The organism is Lutimonas halocynthiae (genome assembly GCF_030409835.1).
In the GTDB taxonomy this organism is placed as follows: Bacteria; Bacteroidota; Bacteroidia; order Flavobacteriales; family Flavobacteriaceae; genus Lutimonas; species Lutimonas halocynthiae.
The window spans coordinates 976,225-994,859 of sequence record NZ_JAUFQO010000004.1 but is presented as its reverse complement, the minus strand read 5'-3'; the positions used below and the strand labels follow the sequence as shown (position 1 = coordinate 994,859).

The 18,635-nt window shown below is 37.2% G+C and carries 14 protein-coding genes; 12 read left to right on the top strand and 2 right to left on the bottom strand.

Features of this window, described 5'->3' with window-relative positions; all coding sequences use genetic code 11:
- Nucleotides 1–173 precede the first annotated feature (173 nt).
- The 3 genes from QWY87_RS10100 to QWY87_RS10090 all read left to right on the top strand — a co-directional run bounded on the left by QWY87_RS10100 (nucleotide 174) and on the right by QWY87_RS10090 (nucleotide 4,530).
- Nucleotides 174–1,136 carry an SDR family NAD(P)-dependent oxidoreductase gene (locus QWY87_RS10100; RefSeq protein ID WP_290290800.1) on the top strand — a complete coding sequence of 321 codons (963 nt, stop codon included), beginning with the start codon at nucleotides 174–176 and terminating at the stop codon, nucleotides 1,134–1,136.
- A gap of 166 nt (nucleotides 1,137–1,302) precedes the next feature.
- Complete coding sequence (locus QWY87_RS10095; protein WP_290290799.1) at nucleotides 1,303–2,217, top strand: bestrophin family protein; 915 nt, start codon at nucleotides 1,303–1,305, stop codon at nucleotides 2,215–2,217.
- Between the two features lie 372 nt (nucleotides 2,218–2,589).
- Complete coding sequence (locus tag QWY87_RS10090; protein ID WP_290290797.1) at nucleotides 2,590–4,530, top strand: adenylate/guanylate cyclase domain-containing protein; 1,941 nt, start codon at nucleotides 2,590–2,592, stop codon at nucleotides 4,528–4,530.
- Nucleotides 4,531–4,719: 189 nt separating this feature from the next.
- On the opposite strand, the gene QWY87_RS10085 is transcribed toward QWY87_RS10090, so the two are convergent.
- Together QWY87_RS10085 and QWY87_RS10080 are read right to left on the bottom strand one after the other, a co-directional pair.
- The gene (locus QWY87_RS10085) at nucleotides 4,720–5,427 is read right to left on the bottom strand and encodes a LytR/AlgR family response regulator transcription factor (protein WP_353959162.1); all 708 of its coding nucleotides are present in this window, start codon (nucleotides 5,425–5,427) and stop codon (nucleotides 4,720–4,722) included.
- Nucleotides 5,424–6,443 carry a sensor histidine kinase gene (locus tag QWY87_RS10080; RefSeq protein ID WP_290290796.1) on the bottom strand — a complete coding sequence of 340 codons (1,020 nt, stop codon included), beginning with the start codon at nucleotides 6,441–6,443 and terminating at the stop codon, nucleotides 5,424–5,426. Before QWY87_RS10080 ends, QWY87_RS10085 begins: the two co-directional genes overlap by 4 nt.
- A gap of 209 nt (nucleotides 6,444–6,652) precedes the next feature.
- Here QWY87_RS10080 and QWY87_RS10075 point away from each other — a divergent pair, with 209 nt between their 5' ends.
- From QWY87_RS10075 to QWY87_RS10035, 9 genes are all read left to right on the top strand, one after another.
- Nucleotides 6,653–9,025 carry a TonB-dependent receptor gene (locus QWY87_RS10075; RefSeq protein ID WP_290290795.1) on the top strand — a complete coding sequence of 791 codons (2,373 nt, stop codon included), beginning with the start codon at nucleotides 6,653–6,655 and terminating at the stop codon, nucleotides 9,023–9,025.
- Between the two features lie 315 nt (nucleotides 9,026–9,340).
- Nucleotides 9,341–9,676, top strand: coding sequence for a DoxX family protein (locus QWY87_RS10070; RefSeq protein WP_290290794.1), 336 nt, complete (start codon nucleotides 9,341–9,343; stop codon nucleotides 9,674–9,676).
- 9 nt (nucleotides 9,677–9,685) lie between these two features.
- Complete coding sequence (locus QWY87_RS10065; RefSeq protein ID WP_290290792.1) at nucleotides 9,686–10,024, top strand: DoxX family protein; 339 nt, start codon at nucleotides 9,686–9,688, stop codon at nucleotides 10,022–10,024.
- Nucleotides 10,025–10,135: 111 nt separating this feature from the next.
- Nucleotides 10,136–11,485: a metal-dependent hydrolase family protein gene (locus QWY87_RS10060; protein WP_290290790.1), complete on the top strand. Its 1,350-nt coding sequence runs from the start codon at nucleotides 10,136–10,138 to the stop codon at nucleotides 11,483–11,485.
- A 99-nt stretch (nucleotides 11,486–11,584) separates the two neighbouring features.
- Nucleotides 11,585–12,847, top strand: a complete 1,263-nt coding sequence (locus QWY87_RS10055) for a carbohydrate porin (protein ID WP_290290789.1) — start codon at nucleotides 11,585–11,587, stop codon at nucleotides 12,845–12,847.
- 119 nt (nucleotides 12,848–12,966) lie between these two features.
- Nucleotides 12,967–14,439 carry a M28 family metallopeptidase gene (locus QWY87_RS10050; RefSeq protein ID WP_290290787.1) on the top strand — a complete coding sequence of 491 codons (1,473 nt, stop codon included), beginning with the start codon at nucleotides 12,967–12,969 and terminating at the stop codon, nucleotides 14,437–14,439.
- Nucleotides 14,440–14,733: 294 nt separating this feature from the next.
- Nucleotides 14,734–15,201 carry a hypothetical protein gene (locus QWY87_RS10045; protein WP_290290785.1) on the top strand — a complete coding sequence of 156 codons (468 nt, stop codon included), beginning with the start codon at nucleotides 14,734–14,736 and terminating at the stop codon, nucleotides 15,199–15,201.
- Between the two features lie 170 nt (nucleotides 15,202–15,371).
- Entirely contained in the window at nucleotides 15,372–16,067 is a 696-nt protein-coding gene (locus QWY87_RS10040) for a protein-L-isoaspartate(D-aspartate) O-methyltransferase (RefSeq protein WP_290290783.1), read from the top strand.
- A 15-nt stretch (nucleotides 16,068–16,082) separates the two neighbouring features.
- Complete coding sequence (locus QWY87_RS10035) at nucleotides 16,083–18,506, top strand: spermidine synthase family protein (protein WP_290290781.1); 2,424 nt, start codon at nucleotides 16,083–16,085, stop codon at nucleotides 18,504–18,506.
- The last annotated feature ends 129 nt before the right edge of the window (nucleotides 18,507–18,635 follow it).

The window sequence follows — 18,635 nt, the reverse complement described above, 5'->3', positions numbered from 1 at the left end:
AAAATTAATTCTCATTATAAGGTTGATTATAAAATCAAAATTATTGATCGAAATAAAGTTTTTTTCCTGGACGAATTTTACTTGGACAAAACAAATACAGTTTATGTTAATTATTTTTTTTAATTTAAGTCCTAACATAATCCATTATCAATAACAACTAACCCAAAACAATTATGAGATTCCATTTCGTTAAACGCTACATTTTTCTTTTATTTTTTTTAACCATCATAGTAGAGGTCCATTCACAGGAATCTGCATCAGAGCAAAAAGCCATATTGGTAACCGGAGCGAGTAGTGGAATTGGCCTAAAAATTACAGAGACCCTATCATCTAAGGGATACTTTGTTTATGCAGGTGCTCGAAAGCAAAGTGATATTGATAGACTTAACAGTATGAAGAACGTCAAATCAATCAAGCTTGATGTAAATAATTGGGATGAAATAAATGCGGCCGTAGAAACAGTGAAGAATGAGGGTCGTGGACTTTATGGACTGGTAAATAACGCTGGTGTTGCTATTTTAGCCCCACTGATTGAAGTTGAGGAAGATGACTTAGACTATATTTTTAATGTGAATATATATGGCCCTTATCGAGTGACTAAGGCATTCGCGCCATTAATCATAGAATCCAAAGGCCGTATTGCTACAATAAGTTCTATATCTGGTATTTTATCAGGTAGCTTTTTTGGACCATACAGCATGAGCAAACACGCTATTGAAGCTTTTACAGATGCATTGGCTGATGAAATGAAAAAGTTCGACGTTCAGGTGAGCGCCATCGAACCGGGTAATTACAATTCTAAAATAGGGGAAACACTAGTTAAAAGAATGGAATCCAGAAAGCCTGATATGGAAAATTCATTGTACAAGGAAGAGTGGAAAAATATGATGTCTAACTTTAATGGTGACAGAAGTCACTATAAAAATCCTGATGAAGTAGCAGCCGCTGTTGAAAAAGCGCTCTTTTCTGAAAACCCAAAACGCAGGTATATGGTTGTGCCCAGAGAAGCCGAAGGAAGATGGACAATTACACAAATAATGCGTGAAATGGTGCAGCTTAATGAAAATCAGGCCTACAAGTACGATAGAGAAACATTACTTCAAATACTTGACGAAGTATTGGCTGAGACCAAATAGGGTAACGTCAAATTAATAGCGCACAGATCGAAGCATTTGAAGCATTTCTTGCTATGAGGGATGAATTGGTCAAAGACATCACAGACGAAGAATAAAAGTCTATTTCAATAACATTGAAAAGGCATTTTAAAAGTATTAATATTGTATATAAGAATTATTCACTAACATGATTATTACAAAAAAGATTAGGATAAAACGGGTTATAATTGGCACCTGGAAAAGTGCCTTGCTGGTTGTGTTGGTTTGTGCCGCTTCGTATTTTTTTAGCAAATGGATTTTTCAAGAAGTAAATGACCTTCCGGCTGTTATTCCATCTATATTAGGTACCGCCTTAGCTTTTTTCATTGGTTTTAATAATAACCAGGCATATGACAGGTGGTGGGAAGCGCGGAAAATTTGGGGAGCACTAGTAAATGATTCAAGATCATGGGCCAGACAAATTAACGCTTACTTGACTGTTCCCGATGGGCAGACCAAAGAAAATTTAATTGAGAAAAAGAAAACGGCCATTTTTAGGCATATCGCTTTCCTATATGCATTAAAAGGTAATCTTAGAAACGAAAATATTGATGATTTTGGCAAATATATTTCACAAGAAGAGCTTGAAAAGGTAAAGCGTCAATCGAATATTCACAATGCAATTTTAAACATACAATCATCAGAATTGGAGGTCCTGTATAGAGATAACTGGATTGATGGTTTTAAGTTTATTGAACTCAATAAAATGCTCATCAGATTTAGTGATGAAATGGGAAAATCAGAACGAATAAAGAACACGGTTTTTCCACCAACATATAATTTTTATACTCGAGTATTTATTTGGGTCATGATGATAAGCACAACTTTTGTAGTTGCAGATGTGGTAGGTGCATGGTCCATTTTTTATGGAGCTCTGATAGGTTATATTTTTATTGTTATACATCATATTGGTCAGGTGCTTCTCAATCCTTTTGAAAATGTTCCATCTGGTATTTCATTAGATCAGATTACAAGAACCATTGAAATTAACCTGCTTGAAACTGTAGGTGAATCAGAAGTTCCTGAGCCGATAAAAATTGTGGATAACGAATACATTATGTAAACTCATTGTTTTTCGAATCCCGTCCAGATCGCAATAATAAGTATTAAGGACTAAGGACTAAGGACTAAGTTCTAAGGAAAAAGTAATTTCACTTAACACTTAACACTTAACACTTAACACTTAACACTTAACACATGCCTTCGGCATGCAGGCTTAACACTTCATAAGCAAACATTGAGGTTTTTTTTATAGACCGTATACTTGGTTAGAATCCTTGTGGGTCAATAAGAAGTATAGAAGAGCGCTCCAAGATGCTGGAGGGCCGCTTTAGGTTAATTTAATTACCTTAGTAGATAATAACAGTATCTGATAAATTTTTTAAAAATTCCCAATAATTTAATGGAGAGAAATAAATTTGGTAAATACCTTTTTATGAAGAAAGTAATACTTGTTACTTTTTTTCTCTTCTTAGGCCTTTTAACGAAAGCCCAAACCAATCTAGATTCTCTATATACCCTTTGGCAAGACCAGAACCAAACAGATTCCATTAGAACCTATGCATTCAAGAACTATATATGGGATGGTTTTCTGTTCAATAAACCTGATACCGCATTTACTTTGGCCGAAGAATTGGTAACCTTTGCAAAAACAAAACAATACCCAATTGCCGAGGCGGAGGCCTACAATATTCAGGGGGTGAGTTTCTGGTTTAAAGCCAATTACCCGCAAGCCGTGAACTATTATGAGCGTAGTTTAAAAATTCGAGAAGAAATTGGAGATAAAAAAGGGATTGCGGCATCGTTATACAATATTGGGAATATATATTTAAGGCAGAGCAATTTCCCACAGGCTCTGGAGTATAACCAACGCAGTTTAATAATTGAAGAAGAAATAGGTAATAAAGCAGGAATTGCGCATTCACTAGGGAATATTGGATATATTTATTCTTTACAAGGCAACTACACAAAAGCCTTAGACTATTTGCTTCGTTCTTTAAAAACTAGAGAAGAAATTGGAGATAAAATAGAAATTACTAATTCGCTAGGAAACATTGGATTTAATTATAAAGAGCAGGGTAATTACCCAAAAGCTTTGGACTATTATCAGCGTGGCTTAAAAATCCAGGAAGAAATCGGCTATAAAAAAGGAAATGCGAATTCATTGAATAATATCGGGGAGATTTTTTATGAGCAAGGCAACTACCTAAAAGCCTTGGACTATTTCTTACGTGGCTTAAAAATCCAAGAAGAAATCGGCGATAAAAATGGTATTACAGTTTCGCGCATAAATATTGGCCATAATTACAATGCTCAGTATAAGTATAATCAGGCCATAGTCGAATGTAATAAAGGACTCACATTAAGTAAAAAGATTGAATCTATAGACCTACAAGAACTTTCGTGTACTTGTTTGTATGAAGCCCACAAAGGGTTAGGCGACGCTACTAAAGCCTTAGAGTATCATGAGCAGTTGGCTGTTTTGAATGACAGTCTTATTAGTAGGGAGAATGCCAAAAAATTTACGCAGTTAGATATGCAATATGAGTTTGATAAGGAAGAAGCCAAAGAGGATATGGAGCAGGAGAAGAAAGATGTTATTGCTGCTCAAGAACTTAAACGCAAAAACTTAGAGCGAAATGGTTTTATGGCTGGTTTTGCTGTGGTATTACTGTTTGCGGGAGTATTCTTTCGCCAACGTAATAGTATCAAAAAAGAGAAAGAACGAAGTGAAGAGCTATTGCAGAATATCTTACCTAAAGAAGTGGCTGAAGAACTTAAGAGCAAAGGCCATTCAGACGCACAACTTATTGACAATGTAACTGTACTATTTACAGATTTTAAAAACTTCACGGCATTGAGCGAACTTCTGTCACCAAAAGAGTTGGTAGAAGATTTACATGCGTGCTTTTCTGAATTCGATCGTATTTGCGAAAAGTATGGAATTGAGAAGATAAAGACCATAGGAGATTCCTACATGGCTGCAGGAGGTCTGCCTTCTCCAAATTCTACTCATGCAAAAGATGTGGTAAAAGCTACCTTAGAAATGATCGATATGGTTGAGAAAGTCAAAGCAGAAAAAACAAAAGTAAACCAACATTTCTTTGAGATACGGATTGGCGTGCACACTGGCCCAGTGGTCGCGGGTATTGTAGGCATCAAGAAGTTCCAATACGACATCTGGGGTGATACCGTCAATACGGCTAGTCGGATGGAGAGCTCAGGTGTTGCCGGAAAGGTGAACATAAGTGAGGCAACTTATGTATTGCTAAAAGACGATCCTCATTTTACTTATAAAAACAGAGGGAAAATTGAAGCTAAAGGAAAGGGGCAAATGGAAATGTATTTCGTTGAGAGAAAGTTGAAAAAAGGATAAATAACGGCACAACACATTGTTTACCTTGTCTACGCGCTTTGTTTTTTCGAGTTCTGTCCAAACCGCAACTTTTTATAGTAAAAAAGGTGTTTTGTGAATAGTAGGAGTTCATCCGCCTTGGGCCGAGCAAGCTCTTATAGTTGGATAATTAAAATCGCAAGTGCACTTAGTTTTTGGGAAAGTCAATTGTCATTTTTGACTTAAATACCGCTCATCCAATATCTTTTTATAGGTACGTCCGATAGGCACAATAGCATTGGTAAGCAAGTAAATCTGGTTCTTAGCTATTTTCTCAACCATCTTTAAATTCACAATATAAGATTTATGAACCCTGATAAATTCATACTCACTTAAGGCATCTTCCCAATACTTCAACGACTCTGAGGAAATGAATTTCTTCTCGGCATAATAAACGTCGGTATAATCGGCATCCGAATTGATATGAGAAATTTGGTCAATATCAATTTTGATATACTCGTGTCCTGATTTTAAAAACAAAGATTTCGAATTGGTTGCATTTGATTCATTAGCTTTCTCAACGCCTTGATCGCTTAATGATAGTTTTGAAACAGCCTTGACAAACCGCTGAAATGAAAAGGGTTTCAGCAAGTAATCCACAACGTCTAAGTCATAACTTTCTAGAGCATAATCCGGAAAGGCCGTGGTAAGGATAACCTTTGGTGGATTAGAAATGGCCTTTAAAAAGTCTATACCTGATAATTTAGGCAGGTGAATGTCTAAAAATATGACATCAACCGAATTCGATTTCAAAAAAGACATCGCTTCTATGGGATCAGAAAAAGTATTGATCAAATTCAGAGAACCTACATCTTCAATATATCTTTTTAGAATACGTTGAGCGGGCGCCTGATCTTCTATGATGATGCAATTTATCAATTTGCCAATTGGTTTAACTGAATTTCCAAATTTACCTTAAACAGTTCCTTTTCACTGCTTATTAGAAGTGAATGTTGTTTCGGATATAGTAAGTTAAGCCTTTTTTTAACATTTTTTAATCCAATTCCTTTTGACATGTTTTCAGTATTGGATTGTTCCTGATAAGAATTATTACATTCAAAAGTGAGTAAGCCCTTGTTATTTACGGCTAAACGAATGTCTATTTCTATGGAATTTAATTGACTTGATGTGCTGTGCTTGAAGGCATTTTCAATAAATACCATCAATAGCAAAGGTGCTATTTGAAATCCTACACCCTTGTTGTCTGAGCTAAAAGCTACCTTGCCTCTTCCTTCCAAATGCATTTCATTCAGACGAATAAAGTTTTCAAGTTGTTCAATCTCTTTATTGATGCTCACGTATCTGGCCTTACATTCGTAAAGGGTATATCGGAGAAAATCTGACAAGGCCAATATTATCTCAGGGGTTTTACTTGAATTTTCAATGGCGTGGGCATATAAATTATTCAAATTATTGAACAAAAAGTGTGGGTTTATCTGAGACTTAAGAAGTTGAAGTTCACCTTCCTGAGCCTTTAATTTGATTTCGTCGAGTTCCTTTTGTTTGATCACAGCATCCCAGGCGAATTTAAATCCAGATAGAATAATGATAGGAGGAAGCACATCCAGTAAATTAAAAAAGATGTTTTGAATACGCTTACCCCGGGTATCCGGATAGTAAATCTTTTCCAGGACACCTTCCTCAATAACGATCATAATTGAAATGAGTACAAAAAACCAGAAAAAGAAACCGATGTAATTTTTCTTATACAAAAAACGATCGAGCAAGATATAATTCACTACCATGGCGGCGCTGACATAAGTGAGAAAAAAAACGATCTCATGTCCTTCTATCAATGGGTCATTATAGTCAAATGAATAAAACAAGAAAACAATGACAATGAGAATCAATTGAAATAACAGTTCTTTTGACCATTTGTATTGTATTTTCATCATTTTGAAAGCATTATATGACAAATATAAATACAATTTACCCACTGTTTTGGTATTAAATCCGCGAACGACGTATTTTAACCGGTTAGTGTTTTATTCAAGGTAAATCCTTTTATAGTCATTGACAAGATGATTTCTGTCGTTCACGGAATAGTTTTTATTAAACGATAAAAATTGAATTTATTTGCAGTTCTAATACCTAAAAAGAGAAAATGAATTCCATAAAATACTTGATTCTGTTTGTTCTTGCAGCTGTGGCCTTTCCGCTATCCGCTCAAACCACATCGATCACTGTGACGGGTAAAATTGTGGAAACAATCAGTAAAGAACCGGTTCCGTTTGCTACGGTACTGATTCAGGATCCTCAAACCAATCAAAACATAACCGGAACTACAACTGACGAAGACGGGAGCTTTACCATGCAAGTAGCCAAGTCAAAATTCAGCGTAGAGGTTAGTTTTATAGGATTTGAAACCCTTACAATTAATGAATTCTCCATGTCAGGTGATATAGCTGATTTAGGAGTTGTTTCTCTGGAGAAGATCAATACCGTTCTTGATGAGGTTGAGCTAAGAGCAGAAAAATCTTCAACTGAATTCAAACTTGATCGAAGAGTATTTAATGTAGGGAAAGACCTAAGTTCAACAGGTATGGGCGCTTTGGAACTGCTAAATAACGTGCCTTCAGTGAGCGTGAGTATTGAAGGAGACATCAGTTTAAGAGGAAGTTCAGGAGTTCAAATACTTATTGACGGAAAGCCTTCGATCCTTGCCGATGACCCGGCTAATTCATTGAGTTCAATCACGGCTGAGATGATCGAAAGGATAGAGGTGATTACGAATCCATCCGCAAAATATGATGCTGAAGGAACTTCGGGAATATTAAATATCGTTTTGAAAAAAGATGATAAAACGGGTATGAATGGATCGATAACCTTGAATACCGGGATTCCGGATAACCACAGTGTCGGATTCAGTTTGAATCGTCGAACGGAAAAATTTAACCTGTTCACCCAGCTAGGAGTTGGGTACAGGTCTTTGCCAAGGGATAGTGAGAACAGCAATCAAGATTTGGTCAATAATACAACGGTCGACAGTAAGGGTACATCGTATCGAAATGAAAACTTTTACAATATAATTTTGGGAAGTGATTACTATGTCAATGAGCTCAATGTGATCACCCTGTCAGGAAATTATGCTTATGAAATAGAAGACCAGCCTTCTGAAACAGATTTTAACTATTTTGATAGTTCAGGAGATTTGGTATCGTCTTGGAATCGAAAAGAGACAACCGAAGCTACAAATCCAAAATGGCAATTTGATTTACAGTATAAAAAGGAATTTGAAGATTCTGATGATCATGTGCTGCTGTTCAGTACCCAAGGCCGATTTTTTGGTAAAGACCAGGCCTCTGAGTTTGAAGTTACCCCCATAGAGGGAGACCTTGAATTCAATGACCAGCAAACTGAAACCGAATTTCAACAGGCTGAGTACATCTTTAAATTGGATTACACCAAACCCTTTACAGACCGAATATCCATGGAACTCGGTTCTCAGTACTTTATCAGTGATGTAGGGAATGATTATACGGTTAGGGAGCTAATCGACGGAGAATGGATTACCGACCCTAATCTCACCAATAATTTTGAGTTTGATCAAAAGGTATTTGGTATATATGGCACTTTCTCTCATGAAGGCGATGTCTGGGGTTTTAAAGCTGGGCTTAGATTGGAAAATACCACGCTTAAGACGTTTTTAGAAGATACTGATGAAAAGAACAGTCAGTATTATACAGATTTGTTTCCAAGTGCTCATATCTCTTATAAACTATCAGATGTAACTTCATTTCAATTGGGATATTCATCACGAATTTATAGACCACGACTTTGGGATCTGAATCCGTTTTTCAATATTAGAAATGATTTCGTTATTCGAAAAGGAAACCCTTACTTAGAACCTGAGTATACAGATTCTTTTGAACTCACCAGTATTTTGGTCTTTGAAAAGTTCTCTCTAAATGCAGGGGTTTACTATATCTATACCACTGATGTAATAGAACGAGTGACCACTTTCGAAGATAATGTCAGCATCACTACTCCTGAAAATGTAGGGACAAACCAACGAATCGGATTTGAAGCGAATTTCAAATACAGTCCGATCAATTGGTTCACGCTTAACGGAGACTTTAATTATGGCTATTTCAAACGGGTTGGCGATTTTGAAGACCAGTCGTTTGACTTTACTGGCGATCAATCAACTTCAAGATTAACAGGTAAGTTCAAATTACCGGCTCAGTTCGAACTTGAGATCATCGGGAATCATCAATCTTCCTTTCAAAATATTCAAGGTGAAGTATCTAGTGTGACCTTTGCAGATCTGGGCTTAAGGAAAAAAATATCCAAAGGAAAATTAGTTCTTAATTTGAGTGTGAGAGATGTTTTTGCTTCTCGAAATAGAGAAATAATGACCTATGGCGATGATTTTTACGTCTACAGTAATAGCACCAGAGGTCGTTTTGTAACCCTTGGATTGAGTTATGGATTTGGGAAAGGAGAAGCCATGACCTACTCCGGAAGAAGGCGATAAGGCAACAGAAAAAGGGGTGTCAGGCTATAGCAGGTTATAATTTATGCTCGTACGCTGATGACGAGACAAGCTCCATAAATATATCAAATGAAAAACTTCAGTACGTTGAGGTTTTTTCTTTTTAGGGCTTGCTTCTAATTATTCTATTCATTATTTCTTATGAACCCTATATAGTGTAACGAATTCGGGCCATATTCTCTTTTTAAAAATATTCCAAAATTCACAGATTTAAATGAGTGTTATTTATTTTGTTCAACTATTTATCATTTTTGTTGGACAAAATGTGTACTTTAGTAAAAAATTAAAATACTAAAAATGGAATATGTAGTAAAATTAGCCCAATTAACTGTGGCAATATCTGTAGCTTATGTTTGGATTTTCAGGTTTGATAATGTCATTAAAGAATTCAAACAATTCGGATTAAGTGATCTAACCCGAAATATGGTAGGAGCAACAAAAATAGCTTTGGCTACATTGCTTGTTGCAGGTATTTGGTATTCATCATTGGTTTTTATTCCATCTGTTCTTATGGGCTTATTAATGATAGGGGCTCAATATTTTCATTTCAAAATAAGTAATCCGTTTATCAAACATTTACCCTCGCTAATTCTTTTGATTTTAAGTGCTCTTATAGCATTTTTATCAATGTAATAATCATACATGGACATACTAAAAATATGCATTCTAATATCAAGTTTATCTTTTTTTGGTTATGCTGTATCCTACTTCACCTCACCACATATGAAAAATGAATTTAAGCGGTTTGGATTAGAAAAAATCGGTCTTTTAACAATAGTCTTAGAATTTATGGGAGCTGCAGGTTTAATTGTAGGACTTATTTATAATCCAATTTTAGTGATTTCATCTTTGGGGCTTGCTTTACTAATGTTAATAGGTTTAATTGTGAGGATAAGATTAAAAGACAACATTCGGATTTCTTTACCAGCTTTCTTTTATATGGGTATAAATACCTATATTTTTTTTGATTCAATAAATTGAGCTTTCAATGACTAAATAAATAGGTCAATGGGTTAAGCGTATCTAGAATTTCCAAACTACATATTTCATATGCTTTTTTTATATTTGTAATGAACCAAACACGTAGCTTAAATGAAAAAATTATTAAGGACAATACTTTTAGTTAGTTTTTTATTGTCTGTATCTCATGGGATTACAGCACAAGAGGATGAAAAAACAATTATTCTTATTACAAATGTCAAGGTTTGGGATGGTCTTTCAGATAAAACCATCAGTTCAGATGTCTTAATTGAAAACAACAAATTCAAAGAGATTAAATCTAATATAAAGGCCCCTAGTGGCGCTACAGTGATAGATGGTCAGGGCGGTACTTTGATTCCCGGTCTAATTGATATGCACATGCATTTAATGCTTTGGGGTGGCACCACAGAAGGCACCTACAATTATGACGCTTATGCACAAGGGGCAAGGGCGAAAGTGATGATGGATCGCTTGATTAATATGGGTTATACAACAGTAAGGGATATAGGTGGCAACTCACTTAGTATCGCTAAATTAATTCAAGAAGGTAAATTAGACGGGCCGAGAATATATTCAAGTGGCCCTGTAATTTCTCAAACAGGTGGTCATGGAGACTGGGGCCCTGCGAATGAGGGTCCGGGAGAAGGAAATTATCAAACAATGACCCAAAACACACATGTTGTGGATGGGGTACCAGAGGTACTTAAGGCTACGAGATGGAATTTTAGAAATGGTGCAAATTTTATTAAGGTAATGGCCGGAGGAGGTGTTGCCTCAACTTTTGACCCACTTAATATGACCCAGATGAATCTGGATGAACTTAAAGCCATTGTAGAAGTGGCCAACGCCTACGAGAGTTATGTAGCCGTTCATTCGTATCATGACAGGTCTTATAACATGGCATTGGATGCGGGAGTCAAGTCTTTTGAACACGGTTTTTTAATTACTGAACCCACTGTTAAAAGAATGTCTGAAACTGAAGGCGTATTTTGGTCCTGGCAACCATTTGGAAGCTATACCCTGTTTGCAGGAGGTTTTCCAGAATGGTTTACAGCCGATATGAGAGAAAAGGGTGCTGCCGTAAACAAGGGTGCAGTGATTGTTCCGCCCTTAATGAGAAAATACGGCGTAACCGTAGTTCTGGGTTCTGATATGTTTGGTGATGAAGTTAAATTTGCAAGAACCAATATTGTAAGTGCCAAAGAGGTGCCCAACACGGGTTATACAGATTTAGAAATCATGAAAATGGCAACCAGTAATTGCGGTAAGATTTTGACCATGAGTGGGCCGGGAAGAGATCCCTATAAAGAAGCAAAGTTAGGCGTAGTAGAAGTTGGAGCATGGGCAGATTTGAACATATGGAATGCCGATCCTACCAAAGACGTAAAGGTTCTTGCCTCTGATGATAACCTGCTTTTAGTGATGAAGGATGGTAAAGTGTATAAAAGCAATTTGAAATAGAGATTTATAGTTTAAGTTGCTCATAAATTTGAATTTTTTAAGATTAGAACTACTAATTAAATACATTCAAATATTTCCAATTAGTCGCATTTGAAAATTATGCCAAGTTTTAAAACCTACAAGATTTTATATTTGTTTGTGGTCCTTTCTGCATGTAACTTATACAGTCAGGAGGCCGATTCGACAAAGCAAAAGAGCACCCTTGGATTCGGTGGACCAGACCAGGTTGAAAGAAGATTGGAAAAAGATGAAGAACCCAAAAATTCTTTTTTTGACTTTGAATTCATGCAACCCTACTTCGATTTTAAAAGTGATTTAAAAAAGAATACTGGGTTCGATTTTGGGCTAGACTACTCAGCAGTTTATTTTGGCGCTAGTGAAAGTCTTGGTGAAAAAAATGCCAGTAGTGGTATGGTGAGACTTTATGGTTCCTGGGAATTGGTAAATCGAGGGAAAGGGAATAATGGCGCATTGATTTACAAAATTGAACATCGACATAAATATACCGAGGTTGTACCCAAGTTCTTTGGTTTTGAAATGGGCTATGTTGGTATGGAAGTTCCTGCCTTTAATGATGATGGGTTTAGAATGACCAATTTTTACTGGAGACAACGCTTTAAAGACGGTAAGATCTCTGTGGTAGCAGGTTTATTAGACGCTACCGACTATGTTGATGTATATGCCTTAGCCAGCCCATGGACAGGATTTATGAATTTTCAGTTTAGTACGGGTTCACAGGCAGTCTATATACCAAATGATGCGGCCCTTGGCATTGGCATCGGTGCATATATAACTGACAATTTATTTGTGATAGCTAGTTTGAGTGATGCAGGTGCTGATCCTACAGATCCTTTTAAGTCTTTTGAAACATTTTTTAGTAATAATGATTATTTTAAAAGCATTGAAGTTGGCTATGTTACTTCAAGGGATAGATTCTATATGGATAATGTCCATGTTACCTTTTGGCATTCTGATGGAAGTGATGTGACAGCATCATTGCCAGGCTGGGGTATTGCATTCTCTGCGACGCATTATTTCGAGAACAGCTTAAACCCCTTTATCAGAGGGGGCTTTGCAGAAGATGGTGGCACACTTTTGCAAAAGTCAATTACCGCTGGATTGGGCTACCAACCCAAAGCAGGAGGCCATCTTTTAGGTTTTGCCATTGGCTGGGGTGAACCTAATGAAACAACTTTCTCAGAAGGCCTAGACAATCAGTTCACGGCAGAAATATTTTATAGACTTCAGGTTTCCAAACATTTTGTAATTACGCCAGATATTCAATATTTAATCAATCCGGCATTAAACCCTGATGAATCTTCTATTTTTGTTTGGGGTGTCAGAGGAAGAATTAACTTGTAGGCCGCACTAGCAAACTCTTAGATTCTAGCTGATAAATAACTCCAGTGCCGCTCGAAGTTTATTTGTTTAAAACCTTATATTTCAGTTACTTTATACAATAATCCGCAAAACATATATCTATGATAAAGTCATCCAAATTATGCTTATTGCCTCTTTTTATAGGTCTTATAAGCTTCAGTAGTTCTGCTCAAATGTCTAGGATAAAATCTACGATTGATCAGATTGACGCAGAATCTCATCTGCGCTTTTTGACTGCTGATGAATTACGAGGGAGAAATACAGGGACTATCGAATTAAATATTGCCGGCAGATACCTTGCAGAACAATTTAGAAAATACGGGCTGGATCCACTGGGTGATAAGGAGGGAGATTATACGCAAAAGGTAGAGATAGTCGAATCAAATCCTCCAACTACAGCAACTGTCTCATTGCATGATAAGGTATTTAACATCAAATCTGATTTGGCTTATATCGATGGTGAAAATGGAATAATAGAAGGTCCAATTATGTTTATGAAAGATTTTTCAGAATTAGAATCTGTTAATTTGAAAGGTAAGATTGTGGTTACGGTTTTGGGAGAACCTCGGGCAGCTCTAATGAATGTTGATCTGGTTAAGCGTTTTCAAAAAATGGGAGCTATTGGATTAATAGAAATCTTCGGTCCTGACCAGAAATACCCTTGGCCTGTGATTGCGGGGTTTCTTAATGGCCAAAAAATGAACCTGGGTATAATAGGTTCTCTACAAGGTCTGCCACGTGTTTGGGTGAATGATACGACTGATGTTTTCATTCAAAAGTTGAAAAGAAATGAAACTCAATCAAAAGCCCGTATTGCGATAGATGGCTTATTAAAAAGGCCTGTCGACGCCTACAATATTGTAGGAAAAATTGAAGGCACTGATCCTGTTTTAAAAGAAGAACACGTTATAATGTGTGCACATTATGACCATATAGGTGTGCAATCGGGTAAAGGTCTTGATTCGATTTACAACGGGACTAGAGACAATGGGATAGGGACGACCGGACTGATAAATGCTGCAAAATATTTTGGTTTATACCCTGCTAAAAGATCAATTATCATAGTTGCCTTAACGGGTGAAGAAAAAGGTTTGCTAGGTAGCCAGTATTATACAGATAATCCAAAAGTTCCATTAGAAAAAAGTGTATTTGCTTTGAATATCGATAATTCAGGATACACCGATACCGAGAATATAACCTTACTAGATACTGCCAGGACCAATATCGATAAATTGGTATATCAAGCAGCCAAAGAAGCGGGGCTCGGTGTAATGGGAGATCGAATTCCAAGTCAAAATTATTATGAAAGATCAGATCAGGTGAGTTTCGCAAAGAAAGGGGTGCCAGCCATTAATTATAAGATGTCTATGGCTGCATTTGATGAAAGAATTTCTACTTATTATCACCAGGCGAATGATGAGTTTGATTCCATTGATCTTGAATATGTCTATAAATATTGGATTTCTTATATCAGATCTGCTGAGCTTATTTCTAATTGGGACCAAAAACCATATTGGATGCCTGGCGATAAATTTGAAGAAGCAGGAAATAAGTTATATAGTAAGAAGCACTAACTTAGTTGATGCTTCATTATAAGTCAATTGACTATAGGTAATGGTTTGATAAATAAAACGGGAGCCTCTCTGTTCATATAGTAAACCAGAAATGAGTGTCTTTGTGAGGTGAAGAGTGCTGAACCGGTCGTAACTTATACGTATAAATAATTCATTTCAATTTGTGATGCAGCTTCTTGATAAAAATCAGCGCCACGACTGATGAAGATCATTTCCTTTGTTTTCCTTAATCTCTAACTTTGAGTTGGTAAATATACGTTTGTGCGTTCAATACTTAATTTAAATCACTCAGTCATGACTGTTAAGAATAAATTTTTGATCAAGTTGCCGAATTGTTTTTTAATGTTTGTTTTGTTATGTGCAGGCATACTTATAAGTAGCTGCAATAGGCAAGCACGCGGATTTGCATTGCCTGAAGGCGACCTTGAAAAAGGAAAAGTGACCTATAAGAGATTAGCCTGTAATGAATGTCATAGTATTTCAAATATTGATTGGAAGGGCGGAAAGGATAGTCTTAATGTACAACTTGGAGGTGAAGTATCAAATATGAAAACCTATGGAGATCTGGTCACTTCTGTGATTAATCCTTCTCACAAAGTCGGACTCCGCTACAAAGAAAAATTATCAACCGAAGAAGGTCTTTCAAAGATGAGGAATTACAATGAAGTTATGACCGTTCAAGAACTCATAGACCTGGTTACTTTTCTTCAATCGGAATACGATGTCATTGCACCACCAACGAAATACTACCCATATCATTGAGCATTTAACTATAGGATAAAAAGCTCGGGAGAACCTTAATTGAGAGATCAGCTCAATTGGAATAGAGGTATGAGGACTAAAAGTGCATGCATCAAAAAATTAATACGAATCAATTTTCTTTCAATTGAGTGCGTATTATCATAAATTTAAGGATAATAAAACCTATGATGATGAATAGGTTACTATTGATATTTCTAATCTGCTTCCCCTTTGTTGTTCAAGCTCAGTTTGACTACAGCAAAGCCAGGGAGAAAATGGTTATGAATGACATAATATCCAGAGGCGTAAATGATGACGCCACCCTCGATGCGATGAGAAATGTTCCCAGACATGAATTTGTACCGCAGGATCTTAGGAAAAGAGCCTATCAGGATAGCCCTTTACCTATTGGTTATGGCCAGACCATTTCTCAACCCTATATTGTGGCGTTCATGACAGAAGCCATTGCTCCTCAAAGCGATTTTAAGGTACTGGAGGTCGGCACCGGATCAGGATATCAGGCGGCTATATTAAGTGAGATCGTAGACTCGGTGTATACCATTGAGATTATTGATGCGCTATACGGGCAGGCCAAAAAAAAATTAAAAGACCTTCATTACGACAATATTCATATAAAAAACGATGATGGTTATTTCGGCTGGGAAAACAATGGACCCTATGATGCTATCGTGGTAACAGCTGCAGCTGAATTTGTTCCTCCCCCGCTTATCGAACAACTTAAAGAAGGGGGCAGGATGATCATTCCGATAGGAACTCCCTTTGCGACCCAACAACTTTTACTCGTGACTAAAAAAGGAGGTAAAACAAAGACCAAGAACCTAATGTTTGTCCGCTTTGTTCCTTTTACCCGGGGCGAAGGATCTTAATTTTTTAACTCATAGATGATGAGAAACTCCCGAATATATGGTTACGACACGATAAGGTTGGGACTTTCAATATCGATTATATCGGCTGCCATCGTGGCTTATGAGATTCAGCTGATGTATTTTTTTAGCATTGTGCAATGGCACCATTTTGCCTATATGGTGATTTCTATTGCCCTTTTAGGTTTTGGCGCCAGTGGGACCCTTTTATCGCTTTTCAGAAATGAAATGCTCAAAAGAGCGGATTGGCTGCTCCCCTTTTTTATGATCAGTAGCGGTCTGATGATGAGTATAAGCGTAAGGGTTTCGCGAATGGACTTTCTCTTATTTGATTCATACCTGCTCTTTGTTGACCACTCACAATTTTCCAGGTTACTCGGAACTTATTTTTTATTCTTTCTTCCTTTTTTAATGGGTTCCCTGGCCCTTGGTCTGGTCTTCATCAAAAAAGTAGCTCAAATCGGTACTTTTTATTTTTCCGATATGCTGGGATCAGGCCTCGGGGGAATACTGGCCATCTTTTTACTTTGGCACCTTGAACCTATAGACTTGCCTTGGATTATTTCACTCATGCCATTATTTGCTGGATTGTTGCTCATCAAAAAAAAGAAACGTAACCCCCTTTTAGGTTACGCCCTATTTGTTTTAGCGACCTGTTTCTATCAAGAATTTAGCCCGTTTGAGCTTAAACCATCACAGTTTAAAAGTATCAGCTATGCTTTGAATTTACCTGAGGCTAAAATTGAATCACAGCAAAGCAGTCCATATGGTCTGGTGCAGGTGGTTTCTTCACCGGTGCAAAGATATGCACCTGGCTTAAGCCTGTCTTATATGCAAGAGATAAAACCCTCTAAAGTAATCTTTAACAATGGTAACTGGTATGCTGCCATTCCACAAGGAAGAGAGGCCGACAGTATGCACGTGCTCAACCATAGCACAATGGCCCTGCCATATGAGTTAGAAAAGCCTGAAAATGTACTTATTTTTCAGGCTGGAGCAGGTTTTGAGGTTGCCCATGCATTGAAAAACAAGGCTGAAAATATCTATGCCATTGAGCCTAATGCCATTGTAACAAGACTTATAAAAGGCCCATATGCTCAATATACCGACTCTTTGTTCTATAGGCCCGAAGTGGAGGTGTACAATACCTCTCCACGTTCGTATCTAAAACAGTCTGAAAAAGAGTACGATCTTATTCAACTGCCTTTATCAGGTGCTTTTGGTGGGGCCGTGGGTCTTAATGCCCTGCACGAAGAAAACCTGCTCACCTCGGAGGGGTTGCTTGAAATGTGGCAAAAATTGAGCCCTGAAGGTATGATCGTGCTTTCTTCTTTTATCGATGTGCCGCCCAGAATAACGCTTAAGAACGCGGCCCTTATTGCAGGAATGCTTGAGAATCTTCAGATATCTGATCCGCTCGAGCATGTTGTGGCGGTGAGAAGCTGGGCCACTTTAAGCTATGTGATCATAAAAAGAAGCCTCGGGTCAAAAGACCTGCTTGCCGTAAACCGTTTTTGTGATGATTATGGCTTTGATCCGGTTTTATTATCCGGCTATGAATCAAGAGAAACCTTCAATACCCTTGAAGATGATGCTGTTTTTAATTTGGTAAGAAAAATGTTTGGACCTCAACGTGAAATGGTCATTGAGGCCAATGATTTTAATATAAGTATCCCATCTGATAACCGGCCCTATTTTTATCAGTTCCTTAGGTTAAAAAATATCCTTCAGCAATATGAAATCCTTGGAGAGCGAAGCGCCTTTTTAGGGCTAGGCTATTTGATCGTTCTGGTCACGCTATTACAACTGTTCTTGCTGGCCTTTGCTTTTGTAATTGTCCCGTTGTTTAAGCTTGGTTTTAAAGGAGATCAAAAAAGCTGGGTTCTGTTCTATTTTTCGGGTTTAGGTCTGGGCTATATGTTTTTAGAGATTATCTTGATCAAGTATTTTCAACGCTTTTTAGGTCATCCTATCTATGCCGTAGCAACGGTTATCTCAGTAATGTTAATAAGTTCTGGACTCGGCAGCCTTTACTCTTCCAGGCTAAAGCTGGAAATAAAGAAATTAATAAGGCTCATAGCCTTTATAAGTGTTTTGATCATAGCGTATGCGCTCAGCCTAGGTTTCTTGCTAAGTCATTCCGCAGGTTTGCCGCTATGGGGAAAATTAATTTTGACGGTTTTGGCCATAAGCATACCTGCTTTTTTTATGGGGATGCCATTTCCTATGGGACTGCAATTGGTCAGTAAAAAAAACCAAAGCCAAGTACCATGGGCCTGGGGTATTAATGGTTGCGTGTCAGTAATCAGTACTTCTCTGGCAACGGTTATTGCCGTTGAATTTGGGTTCAAAGTAGTGTTAATGCTAGCTGCTCTTGCCTATTTTATTGCATTTGCTAGTATTTTTTCTGTTCGCTTTTACTTTTCTAAAAGTACTGCATAATCAGGAACGGCCAAAACCGGAACAGAATATAACCTTATTGGCACACAAGAACCAATATTAATAAATTGGTTTGTCAACGGAAATATGAGTCTTTCTGTTTATATATTACACAGTAATACAACGATTTAT

Excerpts from the sequence above, each read along its gene's own strand:
- QWY87_RS10065 (WP_290290792.1), top strand. The coding sequence starts at position 9,686 with ATGGACATACTAAAAATATGCATTCTAATATCAAGTTTATCTTTTTTT.
- QWY87_RS10055 (WP_290290789.1), top strand. The coding sequence starts at position 11,585 with ATGCCAAGTTTTAAAACCTACAAGATTTTATATTTGTTTGTGGTCCTT.
- QWY87_RS10045 (WP_290290785.1), top strand. The coding sequence starts at position 14,734 with ATGACTGTTAAGAATAAATTTTTGATCAAGTTGCCGAATTGTTTTTTA.
- QWY87_RS10070 (WP_290290794.1), top strand. The coding sequence starts at position 9,341 with ATGGAATATGTAGTAAAATTAGCCCAATTAACTGTGGCAATATCTGTA.
- QWY87_RS10080 (WP_290290796.1), bottom strand. The coding sequence starts at position 6,443 with ATGATGAAAATACAATACAAATGGTCAAAAGAACTGTTATTTCAATTG.
- QWY87_RS10060 (WP_290290790.1), top strand. The coding sequence starts at position 10,136 with ATGAAAAAATTATTAAGGACAATACTTTTAGTTAGTTTTTTATTGTCT.
- QWY87_RS10090 (WP_290290797.1), top strand. The coding sequence starts at position 2,590 with ATGAAGAAAGTAATACTTGTTACTTTTTTTCTCTTCTTAGGCCTTTTA.
- QWY87_RS10040 (WP_290290783.1), top strand. The coding sequence starts at position 15,372 with ATGAATAGGTTACTATTGATATTTCTAATCTGCTTCCCCTTTGTTGTT.
- QWY87_RS10095 (WP_290290799.1), top strand. The coding sequence starts at position 1,303 with ATGATTATTACAAAAAAGATTAGGATAAAACGGGTTATAATTGGCACC.
- QWY87_RS10075 (WP_290290795.1), top strand. The coding sequence starts at position 6,653 with ATGAATTCCATAAAATACTTGATTCTGTTTGTTCTTGCAGCTGTGGCC.
- QWY87_RS10100 (WP_290290800.1), top strand. The coding sequence starts at position 174 with ATGAGATTCCATTTCGTTAAACGCTACATTTTTCTTTTATTTTTTTTA.
- QWY87_RS10035 (WP_290290781.1), top strand. The coding sequence starts at position 16,083 with ATGATGAGAAACTCCCGAATATATGGTTACGACACGATAAGGTTGGGA.
- QWY87_RS10050 (WP_290290787.1), top strand. The coding sequence starts at position 12,967 with ATGATAAAGTCATCCAAATTATGCTTATTGCCTCTTTTTATAGGTCTT.